The organism is Agrobacterium sp. K11 (assembly GCF_059429395.1).
This window is the reverse complement of record NZ_JCAHRB010000001.1, coordinates 71,408-90,575: the sequence shown is the minus strand read 5'-3', so window position 1 is coordinate 90,575 and position 19,168 is coordinate 71,408. Positions and strand designations below refer to the sequence as shown.

Below are 19,168 nucleotides of genomic sequence, written 5' to 3'. Positions count from 1 at the left end.
CGGCGGCTTATTTTGGAGCGATATCCGGCTTTACGGTATTTTCCTTCATGGGGGCATGGTCCAGATGGGCCAAAGCCGGGGTAAGAACCGACAGAAATGTCTCTGATCTGCCGATATAGATAATCGCTACGCCGTCGATCCCATTCAAAACCTCCGCCAGCGTATCCTGTGTCTGTTTTTCCAGCCCTTCCAGCAAATCGTCGATGACGATGAATTTCGGCTTCAACAACAGGGCATTGGCGATCCTGATGCTGGCCTGTTCATCCGAATCCAGCTTCTTGTCCCAGCGAATGTGTTCATCAAGCCGGGGCGCCATTTCACCGAGACCGCACGCGGTCAGCGCCGCGACATAGTCTGCCTCCGCAAACCGCTGGGGCGCGCGTGGATAGGCCAGAATTTCGCGCAGCGTACCTGTTGGCAAATAGCCGTGCTGGGCAATGAAAAGCGTGTCGGACTGTTCGGGCATTTCTATCCTGCCCTGCCCCCATGGCCACAGGCCGGCCATGGCGGCAAACAGCAGCCGCCGGTTCACGCCCTGTTCGCCATTGATCATCAGACGATCACCCCGCCCGATTTCAACCTCGGCCTCACGCAGCCGGAAACCACGCTCCAGATCCTGCCCGCCCGCATCACGGCAGATAGTCACCGACCGAAGGCGGATTTTTTCGTTGTCGGCACTCCGTTGAAGATCGATTGCGAGGCCGTGCTGTTCAACGCTATCCATCTGGATCAGAGCGTTGCGAAACACCGAAACACGCTGCAACGTCGCCTTCCAGCTGGCAATCGGCCCGAAATTGTCGATATACCAGCGAAGTGCGGTATTGACCTGGTTGAAGGCGCCGACGGCCATCATCAGCCCGCCGAAGGTGAGGTTGCCGGAAAAATAGACCGGCGCTGCAATAAGAATGGGCGCCACAACCGCCAACCAGCCGTAGCCCGACGACACCCAGGTCAGATGCGTCATTGCTAAAGCGAGCCCGCGGATTACGCCGAGCACGGCATCGATATCGACGCCGATCCGCCGCCGCTCGTTTTTTTCACCACGCGCAAGCGCAATCGCCGCCAGATTTTCGCTGGCCCGCATCAGGGAAAAGCGTAGTTCGGCCTCTTTTGAATAACGTTCAGCATTCAGGCCGACCAGACGATAGCCGACAAGGTTGCTGAGCAGGGACGCCGAGCCCGCATAAAGGATCGCCGCCCAGACCATGTATCCGGGAATCGCGACCGGATCGCCGTTGATCGTGATGGAAAAGCCTGCCGACAATGTCCACAGAACGCCGATGAAGCTGATGAGCAGGATCGTCGCATTCACAAGGCCGATGGAAAGCGCCGTGCTGCTTTCCGCAAGGTTGCGGACATCGTCGTGCAAACGCTGGTCCGGATTGATCGCAATCGTGCCGAAACCGGCAAGGCGGGCGGCGCGCCCCGGTTTCAGCCACTGGTCCACCATATCCTTGGCAAGACCCTCGCGCATGTTCAGCGCCGTCATCTGGTTAAGCCAGGTCTGAATGACATTGAGAAGCAACAACAGCCCGGCAATGATCGCGAAGACTTCGAGCTGGTGGAGGAAGGCGTCAAGATCGCGCCGCTCCAGCGCATTGTAAAACGGCGCGTTCCACTCATTGAGCCTGATCTGCCCGTAAGCGGTGAGCAATATCACCGTGAGCAGGGCAATCGACAGCAATATCAGCCGGTTGCGAACCGGCGACGTCCAGAAGGCATTGCCCATCATGCGCAGTTGCGAACGAAAATCGAGATCGAAGCCCGAAAGGTTCGCCGCACTCTTGCGCTGATCGTCGGTCACCGTTGTTGCCATTCATTCCATTCCGAAACGTCAGTCGGCAAGGAAAGCGGTTTGCGATCCTGCACCTTGCGATGCCCAGCAATAACACGCCGTTCGACCTTGTCCACAACCGCGGAGAAATCCCCAGGGAGACAATTAAAAAGCCGCGGCAATTCTTCGCGCCGGCAAACATCGGCGCCTCGGCCAACAATGCGGTTGCCTCCGGAAATGATCCTTGCTTTCTTTTCCTGCATTGCACAAAATCCAAATAATTTCAGAGGGGCGGACAAACCGCATAAACCGGAAAACCGGGCAAGGCAGATTAATGGCGATCAAAGCGAGCATCTATCATCTGACGCATTATAAATACGACAATCCGGTTCGCCTTGGACCGCAAATCATAAGATTGAAGCCCGCCTCGCACTCCAGAACCCATGTTATCAGCCATTCTCTCAAGGTTTCGCCGTCAAATCATTTCGTGAACCTTCAACAGGACCCATACGGCAATTATCTCGCCCGTTTCGTTTTTCCCGAGCCGGCGACGGAATTTAAGATCGAGGTCGATCTTGTCGCCGATATGACGGTTTACAATCCGTTCGATTTCTTCGTTGAGGAAGAGGCGACCAAGTGGCCGTTCGATTATCCGCAGGAGCTGCGGGAAGATCTGTCCATATACATGAAACCGGAACCGACCGGCCCCCTGCTTTCCGCCTTCATGGCCACCGTGGACCACACACCCGGGCAGCCGACGGTGGATATGGTCGTTGGCCTCAATGCCCGTCTGCAGCAGGAAATCGGTTACGTCATCCGCATGGAACCGGGTGTTCAGACGCCGGAAGAAACGCTGGCTTCCGGCAAGGGTTCATGCCGCGACACCAGCTGGCTGTTCGTTCAGATCTTGAGACATCTCGGCCTTGCCGCACGTTTCGTGTCCGGATACCTCATCCAGCTGACACCGGATCTCAAGGCATTGGATGGCCCGTCAGGGACAGAGGTCGATTTCACCGATCTGCATGCCTGGGCCGAGGTCTATATGCCGGGCGCCGGCTGGGTCGGTCTCGACCCCACTTCGGGGCTTTTGACCGGCGAGAGCCATATTCCGCTGGCGGCAACGCCGCATTTCCGCAATGCCGCACCGATTTCCGGCGGTTATTTCGGCGAGGCCAATACGGAATTCGCTTTCGACATGCAGGTTCGGCGCGTTGCCGAGACCCCGCGCATCACCAAACCCTTCTCCGATGAGAGCTGGGAGAGCCTCAATGCACTCGGCGAAAAGGTCGATCAGGTTCTGAACGCCCATGACGTCAGGCTGACCATGGGCGGCGAGCCGACCTTCGTTTCCATCGACGATTTCGAATCCGAGGAATGGAACACCGGCGCGGTTGGACCGACGAAACGCGAAAAAGCGGACGTGTTGATCCGCCGCCTGCGCGAACGTTTCGCGCCCGGCGGCTTCCTGCATTACGGGCAGGGAAAATGGTATCCGGGCGAAAGCCTGCCGCGCTGGACATTTTCGCTCTACTGGCGAAAGGACGGTCTGCCGATCTGGCAGAACCCTGCGCTGATTGCCGAAGAAGGCGCAAATACCGGTGTTGCCGCCGACGACGCGCAAAAGCTACTGAGCGGTATCGCCACTCATCTCGGTGTGGAGCCGGATCTGGTGCTTCCGGCCTATGAGGATCCTGCCGAATGGATCATCAAGGAAGGTAGTCTTCCCGAAAATGTCGATCCGTCCAACTCGAAACTGAAAGACCCGGAAGAACGCAATCGCCTTGCCCGCGTGTTCGAACGCGGGCTGACGACACCGACGGGTTATATTCTTCCGGTGCAGGCGTGGAACGCCAAGCCCACCACAGACAAACGCTGGGTCAGCGAGAAATGGAAAACACGGCGCGGCAAGATTTTCCTCGTTCCGGGTGATAGCCCGGTAGGCTACCGCCTGCCGCTTGGCACCCTGCCCCATGTGCCGCCATCCGCCTATCCTTATATCCATGAAGCTGACCCTTCGATCCCGCGAGGGCCGCTTCCCGAGAAATTCCAGCCCTCCGGACGCACCATGCCGGAAGCGTCTTTCCATGCGGATGAGGCATCCGGCCAGGAACGCATCGAGCAGACGCTTGGTGAAATCGGCGGCGCGGTGCGCACAGCCATGTCGGTGGAACCGCGCGATGGACGGCTCTGCGTCTTCATGCCGCCTGTCGAACGCATCGAGGATTATCTGGAACTGGTCGCAGCGGCAGAAGCGGCAGCGGCCGAGCTCGGGCTGCCCGTCCATATCGAAGGTTATGCTCCACCGCATGACGAGCGTATCAATGTCATCCGTGTAGCGCCCGATCCCGGCGTCATCGAGGTCAACATCCACCCGGCCGCAAGCTGGAAGGATTGTGTCGACATCACCACGGCGGTCTATGAAGAGGCGCGACAGACGCGTCTGGGCGCTGACAAATTCATGATCGATGGCCGTCACACCGGCACCGGTGGTGGCAACCATGTGGTCGTGGGCGGGGCCAACCCGAATGACAGCCCTTTCCTGCGCCGTCCCGACCTTCTGAAAAGCCTTGTCTTGCACTGGCAGCGGCACCCGTCGCTTTCCTACCTGTTCTCCGGCCTGTTCATCGGACCGACGAGTCAGGCGCCCCGCATCGACGAAGCCCGCCACGACAGCCTTTACGAACTGGAGATCGCGCTGGCGCAGGTGCCTGCCCCTGGCCAGGGTGCGCCGCCGCTGCCATGGCTGGTCGACCGCCTGTTCCGCAACCTCCTGACGGATGTGACGGGCAACACCCACCGCGCCGAAATCTGCATCGACAAGCTGTTTTCTCCGGATGGGCCGACCGGCCGCCTTGGTCTTGTGGAGTTCCGCGGCTTCGAAATGCCGCCGAATGCCCGCATGTCGCTCGCCCAGCAATTGCTGGTGCGTGCCCTCATCGCCCGTTTCTGGAAGAACCCTGCCGCCGGCAAATTCGTGCGCTGGGGCACGGCACTTGCAGACCGATTCATGCTGCCGCACTACATCTGGGCGGACTTTATGGACGTGCTCGGAGACCTGAGGGAAAATGGCTTCGACCTGAAGCCGGAATGGTTCACAGCCCAGCAGGAGTTCCGTTTCCCCTTCTTCGGTGAGGTGGAATACGAAGGCGCGAAGCTGGAATTGCGCCAGGCTCTGGAGCCCTGGCATGTTATGGGCGAACAGGGTGCCATCGGGGGAACCGTGCGTTTTGTCGACAGCTCCGTCGAGCGTATGCAGGTCCGCCTCGAAACCTCCAACCCTGCGCGCTATACCGTGGCGTGCAACGGTCGCGCCGTTCCGCTAACTCCGACGGAAAACCGAAGCGTTGCGGTGGCCGGTGTTCGTTTCAAGGCGTGGCAGCCCTCTTCCGGCCTGCATCCCGTTCTGCCGGTCAATTCGCCCTTGACCTTTGACATTTATGATACATGGTCGGGACGATCGATCGGCGGATGCATCTACCATGTTGCTCATCCGGGTGGTCGCAATTACGAGACCTTTCCCGTCAACGGCAACGAGGCCGAGGCACGCCGCCTTGCCCGTTTCGAACCATGGGGACATACGGCCGGGCAATATCCGTTGATGGCGGAAACCGTGTCGCCAGAATTTCCGCTGACGCTCGATCTGCGCCGGCCATACGGAGTATAAATTGTCGAAAGCCACGGCCACGGAACGCAAGACGGAAACGAGCGCGCAATCGCGCGGGCTTGACTACTCCACCTTGCCCGGCGTGGCCGATGAGATGCTCGATACCAACGGCAAGGTCAGACCGGTCTGGAAAACCCTGCTCGGTGCCCTGTCGCGCATGTCGGAACGCGAACTGCATGAGCGCTTTGCCCGCACCGACCGCTATCTGCGCGATGCGGGCGTGTTTTACCGCGATTACAGCAAGGGCAGCAGCGAAAGAAACTGGCCGATCTCCCATATTCCGGTGCTGATCGACGACAAGGAATGGACGGTTCTTTCCGAAGGGCTTAAACAGCGCGCCAATCTTCTGGAAGCCATGGTCGCCGATTTTTACGGCGAAAACCGGCTGGTGAAGGAAGGTTACGTACCGCCGGCACTGATCGCCTCCAATCCGGAATATCTGCGGCCGATGGTCGGCGTAAAACCTGCAAGCGGCCATTATCTGCATTTCTGCTCGTTCGAGATTGGACGCGGACCTGATGGCAACTGGTGGGTACTGGCCGACAGGACACAGGCGCCTTCCGGCGCAGGGTTTGCGCTGGAAAACCGGGTGGCGACCACACGCGCGCTTTCCGACATCTATGCCGAAACCCATGTTCACCGTCTCGCTTCATTTTTCGGCGCTTTCCGCGACACCTTGCAGTCGCACAGAAAACATCCGGATGACCGCATCGCGGTGCTGACGCCCGGCCCCGCAAACGAGACCTATTTCGAACACGCCTATATCGCCCGCTATCTCGGCTTCATGCTGCTGGAGGGTGAGGATCTGACCGTGGTCAACGGCCGCGTGATGGTAAGGACCGTGGCCGGACTGAAACCGATCGGCGTGCTTTGGCGGCGCCTCGATGCCTCCTATTCCGATCCGCTGGAACTGAACCAGCAATCCCACATCGGCACGCCCGGCATGGTCCAGGCGCTGCGCAATGAAGCACTGACAATCGTCAACGCGCTCGGCACCGGCATTCTCGAAACACGGGCCCTGCTGTCCTTCATGCCGCGCGTCTGTCGCCACCTGCTTGGCGAAGACCTGAAACTGCCGTCCATCGCGACCTGGTGGTGCGGACAGGAATCCGAGCGTCGCCACGTTGCCGGCAATATCGAGGGCATGGTCATCGGCCCGGCCTATTCCCGGCTGCCCTTCTTCGAAGACAACGGTCAGTCCGTGCTCGGCTCGTCCTTACGCGAAACGGCGAAGGAATCGATCAGCGACTGGCTCGCTTCCGATGGCCACAGGCTTGTCGGCCAAGAGGTGGTGACGCTTTCCACCACGCCAGCCTATATCGACAACAAGCTCGTGCCGCGCCCGATGAGCCTTCGAGTTTTTGCCGCCCGCACCCAGGATGGCTGGCAGATCATGCCGGGCGGCTTTGCGCGGATCGGCAGCAGCAACGATGTATCCGCCATCGCCATGCAATCAGGCGGCAGTGCTGCGGATGTCTGGATCGTCAGCGACAAGCCGGTGGAACGCACCACGCTTTTACCGGCGGAAGAAAGCTTCACCCGCAATATGCCGGGCAGCCTGCCAAGCCGTGCGGCGGACAATCTCTTCTGGCTCGGCCGCTATATCGAACGTTCGGAAGGCGCATTGCGCATCTTGCGCGCCTGGCACGGACGTTATGCCGAATCCGCCGACCCACGTCAGCCCTTGCTTGCGCATGTGACGCGTTATCTCGAAGCGCTGGATGTGGAAATGAACGATGCCGTGCCGGAAAGCCTGCTGAACAACATCAACAGCGCGCTTTATTCCGCCAGCAACATCCGAGACCGTTTTTCGCCGGACGGATGGCTTGCGCTGAATGACCTTGCCAAGACTGCCCGTCGGTTCCACGCAAAGGTTTCGCCGGGCGACGACGCGACCCATGCCATGACGATCCTCCTTCGCAAGCTTGCAGGCTTCGCCGGTCTCGTGCACGAAAACATGTATCGTTTCACCGGCTGGCGTTTCCTGTCGATCGGCCGCTATCTCGAGCGTGGCCTGCATATGACAAGGCTTCTCGGCCATATGACCGGACCGGATGCGCCAGATGGATCCTATGACATGCTGCTCGAAATCGGTGACAGCGTCATGACCCATCGCCGCCGATACAATGTCAGCACGGCGGGTCTGACCGTCACCGATCTTCTGGCGCTCGATCCGCTCAACCCACGGTCCATCCTGTTTCAGCTGAACGAGATTCGTACCGAGGTGGAGCAGCTGCCGAACGCCTTTACGAACGGCCAGATGTCGCCCTTTTACCGCGAGGCGATGCGGCTGCATTCCGGCCTTGCCGTCATGACGCCGGAAAACATGAATGGCGCGATCTACCGCCAGCTCGAAACGGACATGGAACATCTCTCCGATGTCCTGGCCCAGACATATCTCGGATAACCCGATGCTTTATGACCTTTCCCTGCATATGGGTTACACCTACGACACGCCGGCCCATGGCGCGCGCCACATCATCCGCGTGCTGCCCCTGTCGATCCCGGGCCGTCAGCGCTTCATCGCCGGCACCATCGATGTTTCGCCGGTGCCGGAAGAACGGGCGGTCTTTGAGGATTTCTTTCATCAATCGGCCACCTCAGTGCATCTGCGCGCACCGCACGAAAAGCTGGATATCCGCATGCAGGCGCGTGTGATGGTGGAGGCACCTGCGCTGACGGCAGATTTTTCACCCGAGCTTTCACGCCTGCCGCAAGACCTTGCAGACGTCTGGTCGGTCGACTTCCAGTCACCGCATCACTTCATCGGCGCCAGCCCGAGACTGGGGACGGATACGGCGATATCGGCCTATGCGCGGGAATTGCTGAAGCCCGGAATGACCATTCGCGAAATCGCACTCTCGATGTGCAAACGCATACACAAGGACTTCACCTATGACGGTGAAGCGACGACTGTCGATACGACACCGTCGGAAGCCTTCAAGCTGAAACGCGGCGTATGCCAGGACTTTTCGCATATCATGATCATGGCGCTGCGTAGCCTCGGCATTCCCGCCGGTTACGTCAGCGGCTTCCTGCGCACCATCCCCCCGCCGGGCAAGGAACGTCTGGAAGGTGCCGATGCGATGCATGCCTGGGTTCGCGTATGGTGCGGTGAGGCCGCCGGTTATCTGGAGCTCGACCCCACCAACGATATCGTTGCCGGCAGCGACCATATCGTCGTTGGCTATGGCCGGGACTATTCCGATGTCGCGCCGGTGATCGGCGTATTGAAGAGCTACGGCAACCAGCAGATCAAACAGGCCGTCGACGTCATTCCCGTCCAGTAATGATACATTACGTGTTATTATGAGCATACTCGAATTAATACTTGAAAAACTGCACCAATTTGAACGACGTATAAAATTTAACCGTCTACATTAGTGGATTCTACATCGTTTGCGGGTTTCCTGCGCTCAGTCTAATGTTCTAATTAGTGAGCCCGTTATGATCTCCTCCGCATATCAAAAAATGACGCGCCGTTTCCTTGCCGATACGGGCGGCAATTTTGGCATGATGACGGCAATATTGCTGCCGGTGCTACTTGGTTTTGCGGGAGCCGGCATGGAGCTGGCGAATGTGATGCAGGTGAAAGCGGACCTGCAGAACACGGCGGATTCGGCGGCTCTCGCGGCGGCGACCGAGGCCCGCTTGAAAGAAGGCGCTCTGACGGACGAACAAATCAAGGAAATCGCCAAGGCCTTCATCGCCAGCCAGATGGAAAAGACCCTGACCGAGGAGGAGAAGAAGGCGCTCGAGAAAAACTCTCCAGTCAATATTGGCACAACGGACGATGCGCGCGGCAAGACCTACACCATCCAGACCACGATAAACTACCAGATGCAGCTTAATCCGCTCTTGGGGTTCTTCGGGGCGAAAACACTCGATCTTGCCGCGACAGGCACCGCGGTAAGCACTGTCAACAAGGGCGCGCCGATCTCCATGTATCTGGTGCTCGACCGCTCGGGTTCGATGTCCTTCAAGACCGATACGCTCAACACCAAGAAAACGTCGTGCCAGAACTACACGGTCGATAACTGGGGGAGTTATCCCAATCTCAAAAATACATCGCCCTGCTACGTCAACAAGGCTACTTCGCTAAAAACCGCGGTCGGCTATCTCGTCGCGACGTTGAACAAGGCCGATCCCACTTATACCGCCAACGGCGGTTCCGAACTGGTTCGAACAGGAGCCTCGGTCTATACGCATGAGACCTACGCGGCCCAGCCTATCACCTGGGGTACTAGCAGCGTTGCCACCTATGTCGACAAACAGATCCCGGAGTTTCCGTCTGGCGGTACGGATGCCCGCAGCAGTCTGAATGCCGCATACAACGCCCTTAAAAAAGCGAATACCGTTGAAGCGAAAGAACACAAGGACAAGAAAAGCGAATCCTTCGAGCGATACATCGTTCTCATGACGGATGGCGAAATGACGGGGAACAGCTCCTCCTGGAGTTCCAGCATCGACCAGACCGTGCGCAATACCTGCGATACGGCCAAGAAAGACGGTATCAAGATTTTCAGCGTCGCGTTCATGGCGCCGGACAAGGGCAAGTCGCTGCTGCAACATTGTGCGTCCAGTCTCGACAATTATTACGCGCCTGAAAACATGGAGCAGATCGTTACCGCCTTCGGGGAAATTGCCCGCAAGGCTGCCGGCAGTTTGGCAACGCTGACCAATTAAGGGAAAATCAAGCCAGCATCCCCCGGAAACGACCCCGCTTCCGGGGAGCGATGTTCCCGGGGCGACCTTGCCGGGTTGCATGGCTGGCACGGCGTGCGCGGCAGGTGACAGCGCCGGCGACACATGGCATAGGAGAGCCGCTCCCATTCACAGGCCCCTGTCATGATCCGCATCGAAAATATCAGCAAGTCGAACAGTCACCGCATTCTCTACATCGAGGCCTCCGCTGCGCTCAATCGCGGCGAGAAGATCGGCCTTGTCGGCCCCAACGGTTCTGGCAAGACCACGCTGTTCCGAATGATGACCGGCGAGGAACAGCCCGACGAGGGACAGGTCGTCGTCGAAAAGGGCATGACGGTCGGTTATTTCAACCAGGACGTCGGCGAAATGTCTGGCCGTTCCGCCGTGGCCGAAGTCATGGAAGGCGCCGGCCCGGTCAGCGAAGTCGCAGCCGAACTCCGGCAGCTGGAAGCCGCCATGTCCGATCCCGACCGGATGGACGAAATGGATGCCATCATCGAGCGTTACGGCGAAGTGCAGGCGCGGTATGAAGAACTGGACGGCTACGCGCTGGAGGGCCGCGCGCGCGAGGTTCTGGACGGGTTGAGCTTCAGTCAGGAAATGATGGATGGCGACGTCGCCAAACTTTCCGGCGGCTGGAAGATGCGCGTGGCGCTCGCCCGCATTCTTTTGATGCGCCCGGACGTGATGCTGCTCGACGAACCCTCGAACCATCTCGATCTCGAAAGCCTGATCTGGCTCGAAGATTTTCTGAAGAACTACGACGGCGCGCTTTTGATGACCTCGCACGACCGCGAATTCATGAACCGCATCGTTACCAAGATCATCGAAATTGACGCTGGCAACCTCACCACCTATTCCGGCGACTACGGCTTTTACGAACAGCAGCGTGCGCAGAACGAAAAGCAGCAGCAGGCGCAGTTCGAACGCCAGCAGGCGATGCTCGCCAAGGAAATCAAGTTCATCGAGCGCTTCAAGGCGCGTGCCTCGCATGCCTCACAGGTGCAGAGCCGCGTCAAGAAACTCGAAAAGATCGACCGCGTCGAGCCGCCCAAGCGGCGCCAGACGGTCGCTTTCGAATTTGCGCCGGCGCCGAGATCTGGCGAAGATGTCGTCGCGCTGAAGAAAGTCAACAAGGCCTATGGCAGCCGCACGATCTATGGCGAGTTGGACTTCATGGTGCGGCGCAAGGAACGCTGGTGCATCATGGGTGTCAATGGTGCGGGAAAATCGACCTTGCTGAAACTGGTAACCGGCACGACCACGCCGGATTCCGGCAATGTCACGCTCGGCGCCAGCGTCAAGCTCGGTTATTTCGCCCAGCATGCCATGGATGTTCTGGACGGCGACAGCACCATTCTGGAGTGGCTGGAGGAACGTTTCCCGAAAGCCGGGCAGGCACCGCTGCGCGCCCTTGCCGGCTGCTTCGGTTTTTCCGGTGACGATGTGGAGAAGCGCTGCCGCGTTTTGTCCGGCGGTGAGAAGGCCCGTCTGGTCATGGCTGCCATGCTGTTCGACCCGCCGAATTTCCTCGTGCTGGACGAGCCGACGAACCATCTCGACCTCGACACCAAGGAAATGCTGATCAAGGCCCTGTCGGAATATGAAGGCACGATGCTTTTCGTTTCGCATGATCGCCATTTCCTGGCCGCCCTTTCCAACCGGGTGCTGGAACTGACGCCTGACGGTATCCACCAATTTGGCGGCGGATATACGGAATATGTCGAAAGCACCGGACAGGAAGCGCCGGGCCTGCGCAGCTGAGGCAGCTTGACGGACGTATGAGACGCAGAATTCCCGGGACAGGTTTCATCTTTTAACGTTTGCAGAGCGGATCGGTGGACTAACAAATGCAACTTAAAGACTGCTACAATTTCCACGATTTTCGCCGAATGGCTAAACAGCGTCTTCCCGGACCGATCTTCAACTACATCGACGGTGCTGCCGACGATGAGGTGACGTACCGGAGAAACACGGCCGCCTTCGAGAATTGCGATCTCGTTCCTGACGTGCTGCGGGGCGTGGCCGATGTGGACATGTCCGTCACCGTCATGGGGCAGAAGCTGGCGATGCCGGTCTATTGTTCCCCGACGGCGCTTCAGCGTCTCTTCCACCATCAGGGGGAGCGGGCGGTTGCGGCCGCAGCCGGAAAATTCGGCACGATGTTCGGCGTTTCTTCACTCGGCACCACCAGCCTCGAGGAAGCGCGCCGGATCAGCGGCGGCCCACAGGTCTATCAGTTTTATTTCCACAAGGACCGTGGTCTCAACCGCGATATGATGGCGCGCGCCAAGACTGCGGGTGTGCAGACGATGATGCTGACGGTGGACAGCATCACGGGTGGGAACCGTGAGCGCGACAAGCGCACCGGTTTTGCCATTCCGTTCAAGCTCAATCTTTCTGGCATTGCGCAATTCGCCATCAAGCCGGCCTGGGGGATCAATTATCTGACGCATGAGCGCTTCAGCCTGCCCCAGCTCGACGGCCACATCAAAATGGACGGCGGCGCGCTCTCCATCAGTCGCTATTTCACCGAAATGCTCGACCCATCCATGACATGGGACGACGTCGCACAGATGGTGCGTGAATGGGGCGGCCCTTTTTGTCTGAAGGGTGTCATGTCCGTGGAGGACGCCAGACGCGCCGTCGATATCGGTTGCAGCGGCATCGTGCTTTCCAATCACGGCGGTCGCCAGCTCGATGGCTCGCGTAGCGCCTTCGACCAACTGGCCGAGATTGTCGACGCAGTCGGTGACCGTATCGATGTCATGATGGATGGCGGGGTTCAGCGCGGAACGCACGTCCTCAAAGCCCTGTCTCTGGGGGCGAAGGCCGTCGGGCTTGGCCGCTATTACCTTTTCCCGCTTGCCGCCGCCGGACAGCCGGGTGTCGAGCGGGCGCTTGAGCTGATGCGCATCGAAATCGAGCGCGGCATGAAGCTGATGGGCTGCACCACCGTCGACCAACTGACACGCCGGAACCTGCGGTTTCGTGACTAGAGCGGTGTAAGCGCGAGGAAATCGAGGCCTGTCGAGCTTATCGACAATATAGTCGGATAATCACACGTACCGAATGACCCCTTTGAAACCACCACAGCGGTTTCGGGAGGTTTTCACGCTATCGGCGCTGCGCAGTGGTGACCTTGGCAAGACCGATCGAATATGATTATGGTTGCATGATGCAACCATAATGGATTTTGGCATGTCCGAAAGACCCTTTCCCATAAACGATATCCGCTCCACCTCGCGTCGGCTCGTGCGCGAACTCGGCTTCATGGGTGGAGACTTTGCCGGCACCGATCTGCCGCCCTCCGCCGTGCACGCCCTGATCGAGATCGAGGTATGCCCACGCATTACCGCACGCGATCTGGGAAAGATGCTTCGGCTTGAAAAGTCGAGCATCAGCCGCATGCTTCGCAAACTGGTTCTTTCGGGCGATGTTCTGGAAGAAACGGACGAAGAGGATAGTCGTATCAAGCGGTTGCGCCTCGCCGGGCGAGGACAGAAGCGGGTCGAAGCCATCCACACCTTTGCCAACCGACAGGTATCAAACGCACTGTCGCGGCTCGCGCCTGCGGATGGCCAAAAAATCCTTGACGGGCTTCGCCTTTATGCCGACGCGCTGGGATACCGGGCCGACGCCGCGGCTCCCCCGATCGAAATCGTCAGGGGCTACAGGCCCGGCCTTATTGCCCGTATCACGCAAATGCATGCGCTTTATTATGCCCGGACATCAGGCTTCGGCCAGCGCTTCGAATCCGTTGTTGCCGAAGGTCTCGCCTCCTTTTGCAACCGGCTCGAAAGCCCGCAAAATGCGATCTGGGTCGCAATGCGTGGAGACGATGTCATCGGCTCCGTTGCAATCGACGGTGAAGATCTGGGACCGGGGACCGCGCATCTGCGCTGGTTCATCGTCGATGATGGCGTGCGTGGTGGCGGCGTCGGGCGAAGGCTGTTGGCAACCGCCCTTGCGTTCACAGACGAAAAAGCATTCGCCGAAACCCATCTGTGGACTTTCAACGGACTTTTGGCGGCACGGCATCTTTACGAGGCCCAGGGTTTTACCTGTGTAGAGGAACGTCCCGGCAGCCAGTGGGGAAGCGAGGTTCTGGAACAGCGCTTCGTCAGGCCGCTTCCTGTGGTTCGCGGCGCTGAACGTGAAGCGAACTAAACCCCGTGGCGGCCGATCAAGCCGCCTTGAGAGCCCCCCGATGAGCAAGTGCGCCTGAACCCAGCTCGAACTGGCCGAGCAACCGGTTCAGCGCATCGACCTCGCCTGCAAGATTGTGGCTTGCGGCGGTCATTTCTTCCACCATCGCGGCATTTTTCTGCGTGTCCTGATCCATCTGGTTCACGGCGGTATTGATCTGCTGAAGGCCGGACGACTGCTCTTGCGCGGATTCGACGATCGCGGCGACGTGCTGGTTGATCTCCTGCACTTCGGCGACAATCGCGTCGAGTGCCTTGCCGGTGTCGCCGACAAGATGCACGCCCTCTTCGACCTGCTGGTTCGATTTTGTGATCAGCGACTTGATTTCCTTCGCCGCGCCGGCAGAACGCTGCGCAAGTTCGCGCACCTCCTGCGCCACCACGGCAAAACCCTTGCCCGCCTCGCCGGCTCGCGCCGCTTCCACGCCGGCATTGAGTGCCAGCAAGTTCGTCTGGAAGGCAATCTCGTCGATCACACCGATGATACTGGAAATCTCGTTCGAGGATTTTTCGATCCGCTCCATCGCGATCACGGCCTGACGCACGACTTCGCCCGATCGTTCCGCACCGATGCGCGTGCGGGAAACCAGCCGGCCCGCCTCATGCGCACGGTTCGCGGCATCTTTCACGGTTATTGTGATCTCTTCAAGAGCTGCGGCGGTTTCCTCCACGGCAGCAGCCTGCTGTTCCGTCCGCCTTGCAAGATCATCGGAGGCTGCCTTGATTTCATTAGCGCCGGCATCAATACCGGCGGTATTATCCGATACCCGCAGAAGCGCGTTCTGCAACTTCCCGGCAGAACCGTTAAAATCGTTGCGCACGGCATCGAACCGCTCGACAAAGGGATCGTTGATACGACAGGACACGTCGCCATCTGCGAGCCTGGCCAACGCCTGAGCCAGACTGTCAACCGCGAAACGGATACCGCTCGCCTCATCGGCCGCCTTGTGTTCGCGGGCCACCCGCTCCTGTTCGCCAAGAGTTCGGTTGGCTTCCGCTTCCTGCTCCAGCAAGGCTTTTTCACGATTGTTTTCGCGCAAAACGTCAAGCGAGCGGGCAAGATCGCCGATCTCGTCCCTGGTCTCGATATCCTTCAATGTCAGCTGGAGATTTCCCCGGGCGATCTGGGCGGTCTCATCGATGACATTCGTGATGCGGTTGATGAACCGCCGTGCAATAAACCAGCCGGCCATCGCCAGCAGCACCGCCGCCGTTACGATCGTCAGGACGGCGTCACGCATCATTGCATGCAGCTGCGCAAAGACCGTGTCCTCCGGAACCGAGACGATTGCGTACCATTTCATGTCGCCGGTGAGCATGACCGGCAAGGCGACGGCAAGGGAAACCGTGCCGTCCTGTGCCGTCATTTCCAGCTCTTTTCCGGGATTGGCGATCAGTTTATCCCAGCCTTCAGTTTGTGCGCCGCCATCTGCGAGGTTCTTACCCATTATCGTCGCATCGGGATGGCTGATGATCTTGCCGCCGCCACTCACAAGGCTCATGAAGCCCGTTCCCATCGGCCGGACGGCTGACAACGCCTTGTTCGTTTCCTCCAGCGACAGATCGAGGCCAGCGACGCCCAGAGTTTTACCGTCGACGATGACAGGTTTGGCGACCGAGGTAATCAGAACCTCCTTGCCATCGATTGCGTAAGAATAGGGTTCGATGACGACTGTTTTCTTCAATGTGAAGGGCAACTGATAATAATCGCCTGGACCCGCGGTGGTATAATCCGTCAATGCGGTGTTGCTTATTTTGCCTCCGCTCCGCACCCAATAGGGTACATAACGACCAGTCGCATCATATCCCTCCTTGTTGACGAAGTCCGCATCCTTGCCATCGAAGGCATTGGGCTCCCATCCGGTCCAGAGACCAAGCAAATCGGGATTGTTCGCCAGCATGTGCCGGATAAGCTGATCGGCCTTGCCCCGATCGGCATCGCCCGACTGCTTCATCGATTCCAGAACCGAGCCGAGGCTATTGACGATGTGAATCATGCCGCCGATATTTTTCTCGGTCGTCAAAGCTTCGGCTTGCGCGATCTGCTGCATACGCTCCATACTGTTGGCCCTCGTATCCTCAAAGGACCGATAAAACAGCACGGCCGAAGCCGCGATTGTTGCAACGACGCCGCACGCGGCGACTGCGAAGATATTACGGCCCGTTGTCGATTTAAACAGCATGTCTCATCCTCACAAAAAATCCCGGCCGCGACGGCTAAGGTCACTGCGCGCAAGCCCAAAATGTCAACAACCAGACCGGAGGATAATATTAGAAAACTATGCTTAAAAATTACTTTAATTCATATTTTTAGCGCAATTAAGAAAACAGAAATAAATTATAAAACCGTAATATTACAGTACATACAAAATATTACGCGATATCCGAACCTTCCGAAACGCCAGCATATATTGCAAGCTACGAGCAAGCTCAGCGGCACGCATCATTGCGTGCCGCTGATCAGGAAAACCGGGAGCCTTTAGTCCTGCAAACGCAGATCACTCCAGAAGCCGCGCAACTGGTCGGTCAATTGTGTGTAGAGGCCGTAGCGCCGCCGATAATGCGGGAGTTGCCCCGCATCCGGCCGGTAGGCACTGGCCACGCGGGTCATCGCTGCGACCGCCGCTTCATAGCCGGGATAGAGACCGACCGCCACGGCCGCGCCGATGGCCGCACCAAGCGCGCCGGTCTCGCGGGCCTCCGCGACACGCAGCGGGATTTCAAGAACGTCCGCCATGATCTGCGGCCAATGCTGGCTGCGGGAACCGCCGCCGGACATGACGGCACTGTCGATCGGCAGCCCCGCTTCCCTGAGAACGCCGATATGGCGGCGGTGTTCGAAACACACACCCTCGAACAGGGCTCTCAGCATGTGGCCTTCGCCATGCCATCCCGCCAGACCATAAAACCCGCCCCGAAATTCCGCGCCCAGTCGCGAGCCGAAGATGAACGGGTGGAAGAACGGATCGTCGGCGCGTTGCGAAACGGAACCGACCAGATCGTTGCAGCGCTCGAAGGCATGGTCACCATGGTCACCGCGAACACGGTGCACGTACCATTCAAGATTGGCCGCAGAGGTGGCGCTGGACTCGATATTGACATAGCGGCCACGTCCAAAGGTCGTGACCATGAAGACATCGGGGCTGATGACCGGTTTATCCGCGAAAACCTGATTAATGCTCCAGGTGCCGGCGATGATAGAAGCCTCCCCGGCGTTGATGACGCCCGACCCCATGGCGCTGGAGACGACATCGAAAAAACCGCCGATAACAGGTGTGCCCTCGGAAAGCCCCGTCAGAGCCGAAGCCTCAGCTGTCACATGGCCGACGATATCCGCCGATTCTACGAGGCGCGGAAAAAAGGCGACGGCATCCTCAAGCCCGTAGAGCGACAGGAGTTCCCGGTCGAGCTTCGCTTCGGAGAAGGCAAGCAACCCCGCACCACTGAGATCGGAAATATCATTGGCAAGACAACCGGTCAGGCGGAAGTTCAGGAAATCCTTGCAGAACAGCACCGTTCCGATCTGGGCATATGTATCGGGCGCATGCCTTTTCACCCAGGCCAGCAGGCTGGGCGTTTGCGCGGGCCAAGGCCGTTGCAGACAACGGTTCTGTAGTTGCACGCCGCTTTTCCGGTCAAGCTCTACCGCCACATCGGCGGCTCGGCTGTCAAGCGACTGGATACCGATCAGGGGCTGCTGATCCTTGTCCAGCAGGTAGAGACCGTTGCCGTGGCCGGCGCAACCGACGGCAAGGATGCTCAGGGGATCGACGGACGATTTTGCCAGAAGCTGGCGGATCGCCTCGCATCCGTTGCGCCACAACTCCTCCAGATCGCGCTCGACGTAACCGGGCTGCGGAAATGTCGAATGGCCGTCGATGGCGTGTTGCGCGACCTGCCGGCCGGCCGTGTCGAACAGCACCGCCTTGATCACCGTGTTGCCGACATCCAGACCCAATATATGATTTTTATCAGCCACGATTATAGATGTCCCATGCTTCTTCGCTGCCCGCACCCTGATGGATGATAGCCATCAAGGCGGCAACGACGGCCTTGGGGTTGTCATGCTGGTAGATATTCCGTCCATAGACCATCCCGTTCGCACCTTCGGCCACCAGTGCCGCTGATTTCGCCAGCACGTTGCGCAAGTCCTCACGCCCCCCGCCCCGCACCAGAACCGGGCACCGCGCTGCCTCGATGACCTTGTGAAAATCCAGCGGATTGCTGGTGGGATCGGCCTTGATGATATCGGCTCCCATTTCCGAGGCAAGACGCACCAGGGTGACGATCTTTTCAGCATCGCCATCCACCTGGTAACCGCCGCGCACATCATTGGGCAACATCACCAGCGGTTCGATCATCAGCGGCATGCCGTAACGATGGCAATCGGCGCGCACGCGGCTGATATTCTCGACGCATTGGCGAAACAGTTCCGGCTCGTCCGGCAACATGAACAGGTTCACGACGACGCAGGCGGCGTCCATCTCCAGCGCGCCGATGATCGGATCGTGATAGTTCTGGAGCTGCGACCACATGGTTCTGTGGCGCGTTGAATTATAGGGGTTGCCCATGTCGATGCGCATGACGAGCGCCGGCTTGTCGCGCTGCGGCCTTTGCTGCAATAGGTCCGCCTGTCCGTAGGTCATCTGGATGGCATCGGGACCTGCTTCCACCAGCCTGTCGACAGTTTGAGCCATATCCTCCAGCCCGACGAGGAAGCTCGGCTCGTTGCAAACCCCGTGATCAATGGCAACGTCCAAGCATCCACCATTGCGGAACAGCCGGTTCATGCGCGCCTTTTTCGAAATCCGCATC

At 58.9% G+C, this 19,168-nt stretch carries 12 protein-coding genes; 7 read left to right on the top strand and 5 right to left on the bottom strand.

The window, feature by feature from the left end; all coding sequences use genetic code 11:
• Positions 1-7: 7 nt before the first annotated feature.
• Together AC5SEO_RS00360 and AC5SEO_RS00355 are read right to left on the bottom strand one after the other, a co-directional pair.
• Positions 8-1,816 carry an ABC transporter ATP-binding protein/permease gene (locus AC5SEO_RS00360; protein WP_025595330.1) on the bottom strand — a complete coding sequence of 603 codons (1,809 nt, stop codon included), beginning with the start codon at positions 1,814-1,816 and terminating at the stop codon, positions 8-10.
• The gene (locus tag AC5SEO_RS00355) at positions 1,801-2,037 is read right to left on the bottom strand and encodes a hypothetical protein (RefSeq protein WP_003511532.1); all 237 of its coding nucleotides are present in this window, start codon (positions 2,035-2,037) and stop codon (positions 1,801-1,803) included. The genes AC5SEO_RS00360 and AC5SEO_RS00355 overlap by 16 nt, the downstream gene beginning before the upstream one ends.
• A gap of 71 nt (positions 2,038-2,108) precedes the next feature.
• Here AC5SEO_RS00355 and AC5SEO_RS00350 point away from each other — a divergent pair, with 71 nt between their 5' ends.
• The 7 genes from AC5SEO_RS00350 to AC5SEO_RS00320 all read left to right on the top strand — a co-directional run bounded on the left by AC5SEO_RS00350 (position 2,109) and on the right by AC5SEO_RS00320 (position 14,315).
• Complete coding sequence (locus tag AC5SEO_RS00350; protein ID WP_003511533.1) at positions 2,109-5,438, top strand: transglutaminase family protein; 3,330 nt, start codon at positions 2,109-2,111, stop codon at positions 5,436-5,438.
• 1 nt (position 5,439) lies between these two features.
• The gene (locus tag AC5SEO_RS00345; protein ID WP_112178526.1) at positions 5,440-7,845 is read left to right on the top strand and encodes a circularly permuted type 2 ATP-grasp protein; all 2,406 of its coding nucleotides are present in this window, start codon (positions 5,440-5,442) and stop codon (positions 7,843-7,845) included.
• A 4-nt stretch (positions 7,846-7,849) separates the two neighbouring features.
• Positions 7,850-8,728: a transglutaminase family protein gene (locus AC5SEO_RS00340; protein ID WP_003511536.1), complete on the top strand. Its 879-nt coding sequence runs from the start codon at positions 7,850-7,852 to the stop codon at positions 8,726-8,728.
• 157 nt (positions 8,729-8,885) lie between these two features.
• Complete coding sequence (locus AC5SEO_RS00335; protein ID WP_013761916.1) at positions 8,886-10,124, top strand: vWA domain-containing protein; 1,239 nt, start codon at positions 8,886-8,888, stop codon at positions 10,122-10,124.
• 162 nt (positions 10,125-10,286) lie between these two features.
• Positions 10,287-11,909: an ABC-F family ATP-binding cassette domain-containing protein gene (locus tag AC5SEO_RS00330; protein ID WP_003511539.1), complete on the top strand. Its 1,623-nt coding sequence runs from the start codon at positions 10,287-10,289 to the stop codon at positions 11,907-11,909.
• An 86-nt stretch (positions 11,910-11,995) separates the two neighbouring features.
• Complete coding sequence (locus AC5SEO_RS00325) at positions 11,996-13,144, top strand: alpha-hydroxy acid oxidase (RefSeq protein ID WP_035199743.1); 1,149 nt, start codon at positions 11,996-11,998, stop codon at positions 13,142-13,144.
• A 202-nt stretch (positions 13,145-13,346) separates the two neighbouring features.
• Positions 13,347-14,315, top strand: a complete 969-nt coding sequence (locus AC5SEO_RS00320; RefSeq protein ID WP_081308513.1) for a MarR family winged helix-turn-helix transcriptional regulator — start codon at positions 13,347-13,349, stop codon at positions 14,313-14,315.
• 16 nt (positions 14,316-14,331) lie between these two features.
• Here the strand turns inward: AC5SEO_RS00320 and AC5SEO_RS00315 are convergent, their stop codons facing one another.
• From AC5SEO_RS00315 to AC5SEO_RS00305, 3 genes are all read right to left on the bottom strand, one after another.
• Complete coding sequence (locus AC5SEO_RS00315; protein ID WP_174068931.1) at positions 14,332-16,536, bottom strand: methyl-accepting chemotaxis protein; 2,205 nt, start codon at positions 16,534-16,536, stop codon at positions 14,332-14,334.
• A 296-nt stretch (positions 16,537-16,832) separates the two neighbouring features.
• On the bottom strand, positions 16,833-18,332 hold the full coding sequence (locus AC5SEO_RS00310; protein ID WP_162632839.1) for an FGGY-family carbohydrate kinase: 1,500 nt from the start codon (positions 18,330-18,332) through the stop codon (positions 16,833-16,835).
• On the bottom strand, positions 18,325-19,167 hold the full coding sequence (locus tag AC5SEO_RS00305) for a class I fructose-bisphosphate aldolase (protein WP_111795568.1): 843 nt from the start codon (positions 19,165-19,167) through the stop codon (positions 18,325-18,327). The genes AC5SEO_RS00310 and AC5SEO_RS00305 overlap by 8 nt, the downstream gene beginning before the upstream one ends.
• Between the last annotated feature and the right edge of the window lies 1 nt (position 19,168).